The organism is Amycolatopsis sp. NPDC004378, assembly GCF_053602455.1.
On sequence record NZ_JBSGDR010000001.1, the window covers coordinates 196,230 to 210,438 of the forward strand.

The 14,209-nt window shown below is 70.1% G+C and carries 16 protein-coding genes; 5 read left to right on the plus strand and 11 right to left on the minus strand.

Translation table 11 applies throughout. The features are described 5' to 3' along the window. The 8 genes from ACWEN0_RS01015 to ACWEN0_RS01050 all read right to left on the minus strand — a co-directional run bounded on the left by ACWEN0_RS01015 (window position 1) and on the right by ACWEN0_RS01050 (window position 5,951). A complete protein-coding gene (locus ACWEN0_RS01015) occupies window positions 1-825 on the minus strand; it encodes a F0F1 ATP synthase subunit delta (protein ID WP_451967754.1) in 825 nt (274 codons plus the stop codon). 7 nt (window positions 826-832) lie between these two features. Beyond that, a complete protein-coding gene (locus ACWEN0_RS01020) occupies window positions 833-1,390 on the minus strand; it encodes a F0F1 ATP synthase subunit B (protein WP_451967756.1) in 558 nt (185 codons plus the stop codon). A 31-nt stretch (window positions 1,391-1,421) separates the two neighbouring features. Continuing rightward, a complete protein-coding gene (locus ACWEN0_RS01025) occupies window positions 1,422-1,679 on the minus strand; it encodes an ATP synthase subunit c family protein (RefSeq protein ID WP_026468506.1) in 258 nt (85 codons plus the stop codon). A 56-nt stretch (window positions 1,680-1,735) separates the two neighbouring features. Beyond that, window positions 1,736-2,536: a F0F1 ATP synthase subunit A gene (gene atpB / locus ACWEN0_RS01030; protein ID WP_451967757.1), complete on the minus strand. Its 801-nt coding sequence runs from the start codon at window positions 2,534-2,536 to the stop codon at window positions 1,736-1,738. 533 nt (window positions 2,537-3,069) lie between these two features. Further along, on the minus strand, window positions 3,070-3,513 hold the full coding sequence (locus ACWEN0_RS01035; protein WP_451967759.1) for a hypothetical protein: 444 nt from the start codon (window positions 3,511-3,513) through the stop codon (window positions 3,070-3,072). A gap of 49 nt (window positions 3,514-3,562) precedes the next feature. Beyond that, a complete protein-coding gene (locus tag ACWEN0_RS01040; RefSeq protein WP_451967761.1) occupies window positions 3,563-4,720 on the minus strand; it encodes a glycosyltransferase family 4 protein in 1,158 nt (385 codons plus the stop codon). Between the two features lie 74 nt (window positions 4,721-4,794). After that, window positions 4,795-5,445: an L-threonylcarbamoyladenylate synthase gene (locus ACWEN0_RS01045; protein ID WP_451967763.1), complete on the minus strand. Its 651-nt coding sequence runs from the start codon at window positions 5,443-5,445 to the stop codon at window positions 4,795-4,797. 44 nt (window positions 5,446-5,489) lie between these two features. After that, on the minus strand, window positions 5,490-5,951 hold the full coding sequence (locus ACWEN0_RS01050) for a GNAT family N-acetyltransferase (RefSeq protein ID WP_451967765.1): 462 nt from the start codon (window positions 5,949-5,951) through the stop codon (window positions 5,490-5,492). A gap of 142 nt (window positions 5,952-6,093) precedes the next feature. Here ACWEN0_RS01050 and ACWEN0_RS01055 point away from each other — a divergent pair, with 142 nt between their 5' ends. Further along, window positions 6,094-8,067 carry a M6 family metalloprotease domain-containing protein gene (locus ACWEN0_RS01055; protein WP_451967767.1) on the plus strand — a complete coding sequence of 658 codons (1,974 nt, stop codon included), beginning with the start codon at window positions 6,094-6,096 and terminating at the stop codon, window positions 8,065-8,067. A gap of 42 nt (window positions 8,068-8,109) precedes the next feature. Here the strand turns inward: ACWEN0_RS01055 and prmC are convergent, their stop codons facing one another. Further along, window positions 8,110-8,976 carry a peptide chain release factor N(5)-glutamine methyltransferase gene (gene prmC / locus ACWEN0_RS01060; RefSeq protein WP_451967769.1) on the minus strand — a complete coding sequence of 289 codons (867 nt, stop codon included), beginning with the start codon at window positions 8,974-8,976 and terminating at the stop codon, window positions 8,110-8,112. A gap of 245 nt (window positions 8,977-9,221) precedes the next feature. On the opposite strand from prmC, the gene ACWEN0_RS01065 reads away from it, so the two are divergent. Genes ACWEN0_RS01065 through wsfD form a run of 3 tightly spaced genes read left to right on the plus strand, consistent with a single transcriptional unit; the run spans window position 9,222 to window position 12,099 of the window. Then, a complete protein-coding gene (locus ACWEN0_RS01065; protein WP_451967770.1) occupies window positions 9,222-10,199 on the plus strand; it encodes a glycosyltransferase family 2 protein in 978 nt (325 codons plus the stop codon). Beyond that, window positions 10,196-10,627, plus strand: a complete 432-nt coding sequence (locus ACWEN0_RS01070; RefSeq protein WP_451967771.1) for a GtrA family protein — start codon at window positions 10,196-10,198, stop codon at window positions 10,625-10,627. The genes ACWEN0_RS01065 and ACWEN0_RS01070 overlap by 4 nt, the downstream gene beginning before the upstream one ends. A gap of 17 nt (window positions 10,628-10,644) precedes the next feature. Next, window positions 10,645-12,099, plus strand: a complete 1,455-nt coding sequence (gene wsfD / locus ACWEN0_RS01075; RefSeq protein WP_451967772.1) for a glycan biosynthesis hexose transferase WsfD — start codon at window positions 10,645-10,647, stop codon at window positions 12,097-12,099. A gap of 8 nt (window positions 12,100-12,107) precedes the next feature. On the opposite strand, the gene prfA is transcribed toward wsfD, so the two are convergent. Together prfA and rpmE are read right to left on the minus strand one after the other, a co-directional pair. Continuing rightward, on the minus strand, window positions 12,108-13,178 hold the full coding sequence (prfA, locus tag ACWEN0_RS01080) for a peptide chain release factor 1 (RefSeq protein WP_451967774.1): 1,071 nt from the start codon (window positions 13,176-13,178) through the stop codon (window positions 12,108-12,110). 77 nt (window positions 13,179-13,255) lie between these two features. Next, on the minus strand, window positions 13,256-13,483 hold the full coding sequence (gene rpmE, locus ACWEN0_RS01085; protein WP_003102730.1) for a 50S ribosomal protein L31: 228 nt from the start codon (window positions 13,481-13,483) through the stop codon (window positions 13,256-13,258). Window positions 13,484-13,701: 218 nt separating this feature from the next. On the opposite strand from rpmE, the gene ACWEN0_RS01090 reads away from it, so the two are divergent. After that, on the plus strand, window positions 13,702-14,157 hold the full coding sequence (locus tag ACWEN0_RS01090; RefSeq protein WP_451967776.1) for a CHAP domain-containing protein: 456 nt from the start codon (window positions 13,702-13,704) through the stop codon (window positions 14,155-14,157). The last annotated feature ends 52 nt before the right edge of the window (window positions 14,158-14,209 follow it).

Sequence of the window (14,209 nt, forward strand, 5' to 3'; positions counted from 1 at the left end):
CTATGCCCGGGCCAGCCGCCTGCGCAGCGCCGCCAGCTGACCCGCCGCGCTCCCGTCGATGACCTCGTCGCCGACGCGGACGACGAGCCCGCCGCCGAGCCGGGGGTCGACCTCGACGTGCAGCGCGATCGGCCGCCCGTAGATGTCGTCGAGCTTCGCGCCGAGCTGGGCGGTCTGCTCGTCGGACAGGGCGTTCGCGCTGGTCACGTAGGCGACCGAGCGCTCACGGCGTTCCGCGGCCAGCTTGACCAGCTTGTCGAGCCCGACGCCGACGCCGCGGCCCTTGGCCCGGCGCACGACCTGCTCGACGAGGGTCTCGGTGATCACGTCCACCTTGTCGGCGAACAGCCCGCGCACCAGGGTGCGCTTGGCGTCGGCGGAACCGGTCAGGTCCGACAGGGCGGCCTCGAGCTCCGGGTGGTGGGCCACGATCCGCGCGACCTGGAAGAGCTGGGACTCGACGGTGTCGACGTTCCCGGTCTTCTCGGCCGCGGTGAGCAGCGCCGAGCGGCCGAGCTCCTCGAGCCCGTCGGTCAGCTCGCGGGGGCTGGACCAGCGGCTGCCGGCCACGGCGTCGAGCACCTTGAGGGCCGGTTCGGACAGCTTGCCGTCGAACAGCCGGCGCACCAGCCCGGTGCGCGCCTCCGGCGTCGTCGACGCGTCGCTCACCGCCCGGCGCAGGCCGATCTCCCGGTCCAGCAGGTCGACGACCGAGAGCAGCTCGTCGCCGACCGTGGCGGCATCGGCTCCCGCGTCGGCCAGAACCTCGCCGAGGCGTTCCTCGGCGAGGCCGAGCGCTTCACGGCTCGCAGCATGCAGCGTCATTTCTGGTCTACTTCCCCGCTCCGTTGGAGGCACCGGCGGTCTCCAGCTCCGCCAGGAACCGGTCGACGGTGCCGCGGCGGCGCGCCTCGTCCTCGAGCGACTCGCCGACGATGCGGCTCGCCAGCTCGACGGCGTTGCGGCCCATGTCGGCCCGCAGCTCGGCGATGATCTGCGCCTTCTGGGCCTGCAGCTGAGCCTGGCCCTGGGCGACGATGCGCTGGGACTCGGCCTCCGCTTCGGCCCGCAGCTCCGCCTTGATCTGCTCGGCTTCGAGCCGGGCGTCGTCGCGGATCTTCGCGGCTTCGGTGCGGGCCTCCCTGAGCTGCGCCTGGTACTTCGCCAGCGCGTCCTCGGCCGCGGCCTGGGCCTTCTCGGCCTTCTCGATGCCACCCTCGATCATCTGGGCGCGCTCTTCGTACGCCGCTTCGAAGCGCGGAACGACGTACTTCTTGAGGACGAACAGCAGGATGAGGAAGGCGACGAGCCCGAGGATGACCTCGGGAATGTGCGGGATGATCGGGTTGGGCGCCGCTTCGGCGGCCAACACCAGGTCCGTCTTCAGCACAACGTCTCCTTAAGCGATGAGCTAACCGAACTCAGGCGGCGGAGGCGATGAAGTAGATGACGATGCCGATCAGGGCGAGCACCTCGGTCAGAACGAAGGTGGAGAAGCCGATGCCCTGCAGCTTGCCCTGCGCCTCCGGCTGACGCGCGGTGCCGTTGATGACGGCGGCGAAGATCAGACCCACACCGATGCCCGGGCCGATCGCGCCCAGGCCGTAACCGATGGCGGCGAGGCCGGGGTTGATGTTGACAGCCTGCTCGGCGGCCTGGGCCAGAACGATGTTGCTCACGTGCGTTTCCCTTCACTTCGGTCCACGCGCTCGCGTGGATCGGGGGCTTGTGTTTCTCAGTGCTCCGACGCCAGCGCGGCGCCGATGTACCCGGCCGACAGCAGGGCGAAGATGAAGGCCTGCAGCACCTGGATGAAGGCCTCGAGGAAGGTCATCAGGATGGCGAAGAGGAACGCCACCGGCGAAACCAGCTTCAGCCCGAAGCCGTCGGTCTGCGTCAGCAGGAAGCTGCCGCCGAGCGTGAACACCATGATGATGAGGTGCCCGGCGAACATCGCGGCGAAGACACGGATGGCGAGCGTGGCCGGCGCGATGAAGAACTTCTGCGCGAACTCGATGGTCGAGTACAGCGGCAGCACGAACCCGGGGATACCCGGCGGCGCCAGCTCCTTCTTCAGGTAGTGCCCGAAGCCGTGGCGCTTGATCCCGACGTAGTGGTACACCGGGTAAACGACCAGGACGGACAGCGCGAGCGGGAACCCGATCCGCGCCATCGTCGGGAACTGGAAGAACGGGATGATCCCGAACAGGTTGTTCACCAGCACGAAGACGAACAGCCCGAGCACCAGCGGGATGAACGGCTTGAAGTCCTTCGAGCCGATCTGTTCCCGCGCGATGTTGTTGCGGCCGAAGTTGTAGATCGACTCGGCGATGAACTGTCCCTTGCCGGGGACGACCTTCAGCTTCCGGGACGCCAGCATGAAGTAGGCGACGATGATGACCACGGAGATCACCACGAGCAGCATCGGCTTGGTGAAGCTGCCCCAGTACCCGGAGCCGAAAAGAGGCGGCAGGTTGAAGTCCGCCACACCGGGGGGCGTGAATGTGCCACCCTCGGTCAGTACCAGCGCGCCCACTGGGCTCCTTCCGGTTCTCCCGGCCGGCGTTCACTCCGCCGGGGGAATCGTCACGATCTGGACTTAACGTACCCGATACGTATCGGGACGTCGGAGGCGGCTACCCCACGGTTCGCAGAACACACCTTCACGTTCTGCACACGGGGTTGTCTCGCGTGAACACTGCCCTGCGGTCTACTTCGGACCAGCGGCTGAGAGGCGGAACTACACGGTCGCCACACTGCTGATCGCGGTTCGTCTTAGGGAGCGCGCGGCCGAGGCCGCCACCCTTGACGCGGACCATACCAGCAGGTCAATGAGTGCCGTACAGGCGTACTCCATACCAACCGATCAGCCCAGGACTTAGGTCCCGGGTGCACCCGGGACCCAGGTCCGGACCGGGCCGGGACCGCGTCCGCAACGCCGCAGGCGACAGGTCCCGCGGCGATTTCGCGGGGCGCACGGAAGCGCACTTTTGTGGCGCCGGTCACACTCAGGCGGCCGCAGGCCGGTTCACTCTCCGTTACGGAAGTTCGGGACGAACCAGACAGGCGTCAGGAGGGGATGATCGTCGGGATCTTGGTCTTGCGGAAGGCCGCGAACTCGGCCGCGGCGGCCAGCAGGATGGCCACGATCATCGTGATGCCCAGGGAAAGCGGGTGCAGCGCGGTGACGCCCTTCAGCAGCGTCAGCGCCCCGAACAGCAGGACGATCTTCACGACGTACCCGCCGAGCGCGATGACCATGACGAACATCGGGTCCTGCCCGGCGCTGAACTTCATCAGGCCCAGCGTCGACAGCGACGCGAGCATCGCGAGCACGCCGCCGACGAGCGAGCCCAGGAAGCCGGGCATGCCGTTGAGGATGCTGAAGAGCGCGATGCAGACGATCACCGCCGGCGGGGTGACCAGCAGGGAAGCCTTCGTCATCGCGCGGGCCGCCTGCAGCACCACCTTGGCGTGCGGGTTCTCCTGGTCCTGCGTTTCGGTCTCGCTCACGACTGGCTCCCTGGTCGGTTCAGCCACCGAGTGTAGAGAACACCGCTGGTCAGGTTCCCGGCTGGTTGCGGGAACGCAGCCTCGGCACGATGGAGACCACCACCGCGAACACCAGCCCCACCCCGATGATCCACAGCGCGGCGGCGTCGTCGAACAGCGTCACCGACACCGCGCCGAACGCCAGGATCCCCGCCCACAAGTAGATCAGGAGCACGGCCCGGCGCTGCGAATGCCCGATCTCCAGCAGCCGGTGGTGGAGGTGCATCTTGTCGGCCGCGAACGGGCTTTCGCCGCGGCGGGTGCGGCGGACGACCGCCATGATCAGGTCCAGCAGCGGGACGAACAGCACCGCCGCCACGACCACCAGCGGCGACAGCAGCGCGATCGCGTCCTTGCCGCTGAACTGCGGGTAGGGCACGCGCCCGGACGCCGACGTCGTCGCACCGGCGAGCATCAGGCCGATCATCATCGACCCCGAGTCGCCCATGAATATCTTCGCGGGCTGGAAGTTGTACGGCAGGAAGCCCAGACACGCTCCCGCGAGCGTCGCCGCGATCAGGGCCGGCGGGTACGTGCCGACGTCGCCGCCCGAGCTGTCGAGCAGGCCCAGCGAGAACGCGCACGTCGCCGCCGCCGCGATGAAGCCCAGGCCGCCCGCGAGCCCGTCGAGGCCGTCGACGAAGTTCATCGCGTTGACCATCACCACGACCATCACGACCGTGAGCAGCGCGCCCTGGTTCTTGTCCAGCACCAGCACCGAGCCGAACGAGTCGCCGCTGCCGCCCCACGGCACCCAGAACGACACCCACTGCACGCCGAAGATCACCAGGATCCCGGCGCACATCACCTGGCCGGCCAGCTTCGTCCAGGCGTCCAGCTCGAACCGGTCGTCGAGCGCGCCGATCAGCGAGATGACCCCGGCGGCCAGCAGCACGCCGACCGAGTCGAAGGACGCGTCGAAGCCGTGCGACAGCGCGGGCAGCTGGTGGGCCAGGCCCATCGCACCGGCGACGCCGAGGAAGATCCCGATCCCGCCCATCCGCGGGATCGGCGCGACGTGGACGTCGCGCGCCCGCGGGTTGGCGATCGCGCCGACGCGGATCGCGACCCGGCGCACGACGCCGGTGAGCAGGTAGGTCACGGCCGTCGCGGTCAGCGCGACGAGGATGTATTCCCGGATGGGGAGAAGACCGGATGTGGGCGGCACGGGTGCGTCACGCTCGCGGGGTCGGGGTCACCCGCGACACGCTATCGTGCCGCGGCGCACGCCATGATCCGGCTTCACGCCAACGATTCCGCGGGCACACCGAGCACCTCCGCGATCGCGTCCTTCTTCACCGCGCCCTCGCGCAGCACCACCGGCTCGGTGCCGGTGAGGTCCACGATGCTCGACGCGACGGCCTCGCCGCTCGACCCGCCGTCGAGGTACACCGCGACCGAGTCGCCGAGCTGTTCCTGCGCCTCCTGCGCGGTGCTGGCCGGCGGGCGGCCCGAGACGTTCGCGCTCGACACGGCCATCGGGCCGACGTCGCGCAGCAGTTCCAGCGCCACCGGGTGCAGCGGCATGCGCAGCATCACGGTGCCGCGCGCGTCGCCGAGGTTCCACTGCAGACTCGGCGCGTGCGGGAGCACGATGGACAGATCGCCCGGCCAGAACGCTTCGATGAGCGCGCGTGCCTGCGGGGGCACGCCGAGCACGAGTCCGTCCACAGTGGACCACGAGCCGACGAGCACGCCGACCGGCATGTCCGGGCCGCGGTTCTTCGCGCGCAGCAGCGCCTGGACGGCGCCCGCGTCGAACGCGTCGGCGCCGATGCCGTAGACCGTGTCGGTCGGCAGGACGACCAGCCTGCTCGACCGGACCGCGCCCGCGGCCGCCGCCAGTCCGTCGGCCCGGGACTCCCGCTTGCTGCAGTCGTAGACCACGCTCATGGTGGTCAAGAGTAGTCCCGCCGCCGGAGGGGGCGTCGGCCGCGTCACACCGGCCTGGTCTGCAGCAAGGACGGCGACACGGCGAACCCCTGCCGTTCGTAGGCCGGCACGGCCCGGCCCGACGAATGGACCGTGACCCGCTCCAGCCCGAGCTCGGCGGCCAAGCGGAGGGTCGCCCCGATCAGCAGGCCGCCGAGCCCGCCGTCGCGGGCCTCCGGCACCACGTACACGCTCTGCACGTCACCGCAGGCCCGCTCGAACGCCGCCGGCGTCGGCACGCGCGGGGTGATCGCGAGGAACGCCATCCCGAGCACCCCGTCCGCGCGGGCGAGGACCAGGCAGCGGTGCGTGGCCGCGTTGTCGCGCGCCCACGCGGCGAACTCGCGCACGAACGCGGCGCGCCCGTCGCCGGGCAGGCCGTCCTGCTCGGCGACCCAGCGCCACCGCAGCGCGGCGACGGCTTCGAGGTCGTCGGGACGGGCGGGGCGGACTTCGATCTCCGGCACACCCCCATCCTGGCCCGGCCAGACTTTCGTCGTGCGGCAAGCGGGTAAACCTCGCCGCGGGGCAGAACCGGGACAGCGCGGCTCAATACGGTCGATCACCGGGAACCACCATCCCCGTGGGTTCCCAGTGAAGGAGCCGCAGATGCGCCCCAGAACTCCGAAAGCGCTCGCCCTGCTCGCCGCCGTCACCGTCCTCACCGGGCTCGGCACCGGCACCGCCGCCGCCGAGCCGCTGACCCGCGGCTGGCCGGCCCCGATCGACGCCGCGCACTGGGAGAACCAGGACCACATGACCTGGTCGGACTACACGAAGGTGCCCGGCACGAACTGGGCGGACCCGAACCTCAAGCCGACGCAGCGCACCTTCAAGGGCGCCGTCGTCCTCGCCGACTACCCGGACCAGGACTTCGTCGTCACGAAGCCCACGAACTCGACCATCTTCGGCAACCCCGGGCCCGCCGCGGCGAACATCCCGCGGGCGAACGTCGCGAAGTACTACCAGGACTTCCTCAACAAGCCCGAAGCGCTCAACAACGGGCACACCATCAACGAGTACTGGATGGAGGACTCCGGCGGCCGGTTCGGCGTGCAGCTGACCGCGTTCGGGGCGTACCGGATGCCCGGGAAGTCCTACGAGTACGGCATGGAGTTCCAGCCGAGCGCCTGCCCGCCGTCGGCGAACTGCACCCGCGACCTCCGCAAGGACGCCGGGGACGCGTGGCGCGCCGACGTCGGCGGCACCGCGAACCAGTTCGACTTCGTCTTCTACCTGTCGGCCGGCCAGGACGAAAGCTCGACCTGGCAGGAGTTCGGCGAGATGAAGTTCGGCACCAAGGAGAACGTCCCGGACAGCTTCGGCCCGCCGAACCACGACCTGCCGAACTACGCCGCGACGCGGTACGTGCCGTGGACGTCGTGGGCGTCGGCCGCCAGCATCTGGCCGAACGCCGAGAACGGCAGCTCGGTGCAGGCCGAGAGCTCGGGCCAGTCCACCTACGCCCACGAGTTCAGCCACATCCTGGGCATCGGCGACAACTACAACAACCCGTTCGGGGTGCCGCCGTCGCGCAGCTACAGCGGACCGTGGGACATGCTTTCGCGCGGCACGTTCAACGGCCCGGGCGGCCCGCACACCCGCTGGCAGATCCCGGCGACGCAGGGCAGCTCGATGGGTGCCCAGCACCAGCTGCGCAACAAGCTGAAGCTCGGCATCGTCGACCCGGCGGACGTCCTGCAGCTGGACCGCGACGCCCTGGCGTCCTCCGGCCCGGTGTCGGCGCGCATCACCGCGCGCGAGGCGGCGGCGCAGCCCGGCGCGTTCACCGGGCTGAACATCAAGCTGACCGGCGGTGACAGGAGCCCGAAGTGCGACCGCGCCAAGGACCCGTTCTGCGACGGGGGCGGCTACGACAACTACACCGTCGAGGTCGTCGACCGGATGGGCTCGGACTCCTTCGCCCCCGACTCGGGCGTGCTGATCACCAAGACGAAGAACAAGGACAACGCCCCCTTCGACTGGGTGATCGACGCGAACCCGCAGGACATCGGCATCACCGACTACACGAAGCCGGACGGCACGCCGGTGAAGATCACCGTCGGCGACTACCGGCAGCTCAACGACGCGCTGTTCAAGGCGGGCACCGAGGCGGCGAGCCCGTACGAGTACACCGACCAGGCGAACCGGCTGCGGTTCCTGATCACGGACGTGGCCCGGGACCGCCGCGGCATCCTGTCGTACACGGTGACGGTCGCGTCCCTGGACGGCGCGGGCAGCCAGGCCCGCGGCGCGGCGGTGACCCCGGCCCCGCCGGCGTTCGCCCGCGGCGGCCTCGCGACCTGCGACTTCGGCCTGCTCAACACGGGCTCGGCCCGCGGCGCGCAGGCCCCGTACGACACGGACACCTACCGGCTGAGCGTGTCGACGGACGCCCGCGGCTGGGAGGTCCGGCTGCCGAACGAGCTGGCAACGGCGAAGTTCGGCGGTCACGTGAAGGTGCCGGCGTACGCGAAGCGGGGGTCGAACGGTGACCTGGCTGCCAGGGTGAAGCTGACGGCGACCTCAGTGAGCGACCCGTCGAAGACCGCGACGGCGAGCTGCACGGCGTTCGGCTTCTAGCCGCTTTCGGAGGGGGCCGCTCACGCGGGTGGTCCCCTCCGCTCAGCCCAGCCGGCGAGCCGTCACGAACCGCGCCCGCCCGGTCAGGTCGGCGTGGTCCTCGACCCCGGTCAGCACCCGCCGGGCCCGCACCAGTGCCGGCACCGCCGAACCGTGCGTGTCGTCGTGTTCGATCGCCAAGCCGCCGCCCGGTCGCAGCAGGCGGGCGCCCGCCGCGATCGCATGGCGGATCACCGCCAGGCCGCTCTCCTCGGCGAACACCGCTCGCGGTGGGTCGTGCTCCGCGACCTCCGGCGGCACCGGGGTGCCCTCCGGGACGTACGGCGGGTTGCACAGCACCAGGTCGACCAGGCCGTCGAGCTCGGCGAACATCGTCGGGTCGCCGATGTCACCGGAGTACAGGCGGATCGGGGTGTTGCCCGCGTCGGCGTGGACGTCGGCGTTGTGGCGGGCCCAGGCCAGCGCCTGCGGGTCGACGTCCACCGCGTAGACCACCGCGTCCGGCCGCGCGTGCGCCATCGCCAGGGCCAGCGCCCCCGAGCCGGTGCACAGGTCCACCACGACCGGGAACTCCCGGCCCTGCAGGAACTTCACGCCCCATTCGAGCAGCAGCTCGGTCTCCGGCCGCGGCACGAACACGCCGGCGCCGACCGCGACCGTGATCTCCCCCAGCGCCGCCCAGCCGGTCAGGTACTGCAGCGGGATCCGCTTCGCGCGCTGCTGGACGAGCTGCCCGATCGCCTCGATCACCGGCGGGTCGACCAGCGGCACCATCGGCAGCCGCCCGCGCTCGACGCCCAGCACGTGCGCGGCGATCACCTCGGCGTCGAACCGCGGTGATGCGACGCCCGCGCGTTCGAGGATGCGGGTGGCCTCGATGATGGCCAAGCGCAGCGGCTGCCGATTCACTCGTCGTCCTTCACCTCGTCGAGCCTGGCACACCAGGCGGAGCTCCCCCGTCAGGACACGCGCCGGTCCCGCTCCGCTCAGCGTATCGAGACCCCCTCACCCGCGTGACAAACAGCCGCGAAACACGGGTCACGGCCAGAATGGATCCGCACGGGGACCCCGCCGGTGCCGCCCCGCGTGGATATCCTGACCAGGGCGCCGCCGATCTTCACGACGCCCGAGACGCCGACCACCCGGGAGCGCCAGTGCCGACCGAGCCGACCACGCGCCGCCGGGTCGCGTTCATCTTCCCCATCTACAACGAGGAAGCGAACATCGACCTGCTGCACCGCACGGTCGACGAGGTCACCGCGCCCCTGGGCGAGCGGTACGAGTTCAGCTTCGTCTACGTCGACGACGGCAGCCGGGACGCCTCCCTGGAGCGGCTCACCGAGCTGGGCGCGCGCGACCCGCGGGTCACGGTCGTGGAGCTGTCCCGCAACTTCGGGCACCAGATGGCCGTCACCGCGGGGCTCGACCTGGTCGACGCCGACGCCGCGATCATCATGGACAGCGACCTGCAGGACCCGCCGCGGGTGGCGCTCGAGCTGCTGGAGAAGTGGGAAGAGGGCTACGAGGTCGTCTACGCGCAGCGCCGGTCGCGCCGCGATTCGCCGTTCAAGCGGTTCACCGCGAGCGCGTTCTACTGGTTCCTGCAGAAGATGGCCGCGGTCGAGATCCCGAAGAACACCGGCGACTTCCGGCTGGTCGACCGCAAGGTCGTCGACGAGCTGCGCAAGTACCGCGAGCGCGACCGGTTCCTGCGCGGCCTGGTCAGCTACGTCGGGTTCAGGCAGACGGCGGTGCTGTTCGACCGCGACCGGCGCCACGCGGGCGTCACCGGCTACCCGCTGACGAAGATGATGCGCTTCGCCGCCGACGGCATCCTCGGGTTCTCGACCACGCCGCTGCGGATGATCACGCGCATGGGGTACCTGATCTCGCTGCTGAGCTTCCTCGGCGTGCTCTACGTGATCGGTGTGAAGCTGTTCGCGCCGCAGACCGCGGTGCCCGGCTGGGCGTTCATCACCATCGCGATGTTCTTCCTCGGCGGCATCCAGATCATCATGCTCGGCGTGCTCGGCAGCTACATCGGCCGCACGTACTCGCAGGTGCAGAACCGGCCGCTGTACACGGTCGCGTCGGTGCGCACCGGTGCCGGCGACCGGAGCGCCGCGCGATGAGGCTCGTCACGGCCACGCAGCTGCGCTTCGGGATCGTCGGCGTCGGCAACACGCTCGTCGACGCGCTCGGTTACGCGATCCTGGCGTCGGCGGGCGTGCCGACATTCGTCGCCAATTTCCTTTCGACGACGGCCGGCATGCTGCTTTCGTTCACGTTGAACCGGAACTTCACGTTCCGCGCGAAGGACGGCGACATCCGCCGTCAGGCGCTGCTTTTCTTCGCCGTCACGGCGTTCGGGTTGTGGGTGGTGCAGTTCGGGGTCATCACCCTGGTCAGCGCCCTGTTCCCGGGGGTGGGCCTGCTGGTGCCGAAGGGCGCGGCGATCGTCGTCGGGCTGTTCTGGAATTACCTGCTCTACCGCTACGTCGTGTTCCGCCACCGGCCCGTTTCGCCGGTTCCCGGTGCACCGCCCGCCGACTCGGCGTGATCTCGTACGCTGGCCGCGTGCGACCCCGTGAACTGCGTTTCGGCCTGGGCGTCTTCGTCCTTTCCCTGGGCGTGCTGCTGATCCGGTTCCTCGTGCCGCGACCGGTCGGGATGGCCGACAACGGCGACGGGTGGCGCCTGCTGTGCGACCTCGGCGGCCGGCACCCGGAGCTCGCGTCCGAGTATTACGTGCACTTCAGCTACGGGCCCGGGTCGGCGTGCCGGAGCGACTACATCTCGAGCCAGGCGTGGCTCGACTGGCTCGCGAGCAAGCTGGGGAAGGTGCTCGGCTCGCCGGCGGAGCTCAACCTGCTGGTGCTGGGCGCGATCACGTGCGTGCTGGTCGCGGCCGGCGTCGCGGCGACGGTCCTCGGCCTGGACCTGAGCCGCCGCAACCGCGTCATCGCGGCGGTGCTCCTGCTGCTCGTGATGGCCGACTCGGCGTTCTTCGGCTACTTCGCGTCGGTGCTGAGCGAAGGCGCCGGGTTCGTCGGAATGCTGCTGACGGCGGGCGGCCTGCTGCTGATGAGCCGCACCGGCGCGTGGCGCCACTGGGGTGCGGCGCTGACCGTCGTGGGCGCGCTCATCGGCATCAACGCGAAGTCGCAGACGCTGCTGCTGATCCCGCTGTTCGTGCTGGCGCTGGCCCTGGTCCGCCCGCTGGGCGCACGCGGCCGGGCGCGGTGGCTGCTGCCGCTGGGTGTGCTGGTGGTCGTCGGCGCGGGCACGGCGGCGGTGCAGGCCCACGGCGACCCGGCCAACGCGGAGTACCGCGAGGCGAACATGTTCCACGTCGTGTTCGACAGCATCGTCGACGGAAAGCACGACACGGACGCCGACCTGACGGCCCTGGGCCTGCCCCCGAGCGCGAAGAAGTTCATCGGCAAGGGCTGGTGGGAGGTGAGCCCGTGGACGGACGCGGACTACACCGGCTTCCGGGACAAGATCAGCCGCCGCAACGTCCTGCAGTACTACGCCTCGCACCCGGCGCGCACGCTGCAGATCCTCCAGCAGGGCGCGGTCGACACCCTGACGGCGCGGCCGTCGCGCCTGGGCAGCTTCGCGGAGTCGGAGGGGCTGCCGCGGATGGCCAAGGAGTACCGGGTGCCGGTGTTCTCCGGGCTGTCGGCCCTGGCGGCCCCGCTGGGGCTGTTCGCGCTGGTGCCGTTCTGGCTGCTGATCGGCTGGGCGGGGGTCCGCGCGTTCCGCCGCCACCGGCGCGAGTACGGGATCGTGGTGTTCTTCCTGCTGCTGTTCGCGGTGGGCCAGTTCGGGTTGTCCGCGCTGGGCGAGGGCGTCGAGGGCGTGAAGCACCAGCTGCTGACGCTGTTCCCGACGGTCCTGGCCTGCGTTTTCGCGGTGCTGAGCTTCTTCCCGCGGCCGGCTCGGCCCGTTCCGGAGGAAGACGAGCCGGAACCGGTCACGGAAGTCTTCGACGCGTTCCGCGAGCCGGAGTCACCCGCGGTCCACTGAGCCGCGGCTCAGCCCGCCGAGGCGGCCAGCCGCTCTTCTCGGTCCGCCGTCGCCAGTGCGTCCAGGACGCCGTCCAGGTCGCCGTCCAGGACCTGGTCCAGGTTGTACGCCTTGTAGTTGACGCGGTGGTCCGAAATCCGGTTCTCCGGGAAGTTGTACGTCCGGATCCGCTCGGAGCGGTCGACCGTGCGGACCTGGGACTTGCGGGCGTCGGACGCCTTGGCCGCCGCCTCCTCCTCCGCGATCGCCTGCAGCCGGGCCTGCAGCACCTGCAGGGCCCGCGCGCGGTTCTGGATCTGGGACTTCTCGTTCTGGCACGACACCACGATGCCCGTCGGCAGGTGCGTGATCCGGACCGCCGAGTCGGTCGTGTTGACGCTCTGGCCGCCGGGGCCCGACGAGCGGAAGACGTCGATGCGCAGGTCGTTCGGGTCGATCTCGACCTCGACCTCCTCCGGCTCCGGGTAGATGAGCACCCCGGACGCCGACGTGTGGATCCGGCCCTGGGACTCCGTCGCCGGCACGCGCTGGACGCGGTGCACGCCGCCCTCGAACTTCAGGCGCGACCAGACGCCGTCGACGACGGCCGACTTCGTCTTGATCGACAGCGTGACGTCCTTGAAGCCGCCCAGGTCGGAGTCCACCGAGTCGAGGACCTCGGCCTTCCAGCCGTGGCGCTCGGCGTAGCGCAGGTACATCCGCAGCAGGTCGCCGGCGAACAGCGCCGACTCCTCGCCGCCCTCGCCGGACTTGATCTCCATCACGACGTCGGAGCCGTCGTACGGGTCGCGCGGCAGCAGCAGCTCGGTGAGCTTCGACTCCAGCTCGGGGATCTTCGCGCTCAACTCTTCGGCTTCCGCAGCGAACTCCGCGTCCTCCGAGGCCATCTCCCGTGCGGCCGCGAGGTCGTCGCGGGCGGTGTCGAGCTCGTGGACCGCGCGGATCACCGGCGTCAGCTCGGCGTAGCGGCGCCCGAGCTTGCGGGCGCGCGCCTGGTCGGCGTGCACCGCGGGGTCCGCCAGCTGCTGCTCCAGCTCGGCGTGCTCGGCGAGCAACCCCTTGAGCGAGCTCGAATCCACCTCTGCCACCTCTCAGCCCGGGTCCGTCCAAAACAACGGCGCCCACCCGCGCGTGCGGGTGGGCGCCGTGGAAAAAGCTACTTGGCGTCGGCCTTCTTCTGGCGCTTGCCGTAGCGAGCCTCGAAGCGCGCGACCCGGCCACCGGTGTCCATGATCTTCTGCTTGCCCGTGTAGAACGGGTGGCAGTTCGAGCAGATCTCGACGTGGATGTTGCCGCTGGTCTTGGTGCTGCGCGTGGTGAAGCTGTTGCCGCAGTCGCAGTTCACGTTCGTGACCACGTACTCGGGGTGAATACCGCTCTTCATGGTGTCCTCTCTCGTTGGCTCCGGGTCCCCAGTCGTTCCGCGGGGTGAACCGGTGCCGGACTTCAGCGGGTAATTCTGCCAGACGGGCAGACGGTCACTGGAACGCACCCCGCTGACCAGCTATTCCCGGTGGTTGAAGCGTCAAGTTTGTACGGATCTTGTACACGGCCGGCGCACCCTGGCGATCCTTCGTGATTATCTCACCGTCAGGAGGAGTAATGCGAAATATCTTCACTGCTTTGGCCGTCGCCGCCACCATCGGCACGGCCGCGGTGGTGGCCGCCCCCGGCGCGACCGCGGTACCCGCCGCGGCGATCCAGGCCGCGGGCGACGGCACCCCGGCCGGCGCGGTCCAGTGGTACAAGAACCACCTGGGCAGCACCGCCTACCAGGGGCTCTGCGAGAAGGCGGCCGAGAACGCCTACGGCACCACCGGCGTCTGGGCCTCGGCGAACGCGCACTGGAACGGCGCGAGCCCGAAGCACACCACCGGCACGCCGCCGGCCGGTTCGTTCGTCTACTGGAACATCAGCGCGTACGGGCACGTCGGCATCGCGGACGGCAACGGCGGCTTCTACGCCTCCAGCGTCGGCGGCGCGATCGGCCACGGCTCCAGCGTGAGCTACTTCAGCAACTACCGCGGCTGGACGCCCGCCGCGGTCCCCCACCAGTAACGCGAAAAGGGCCCTCCCGGGCGAACCGGGAGGGCCCTTTCTCGAAACGAGA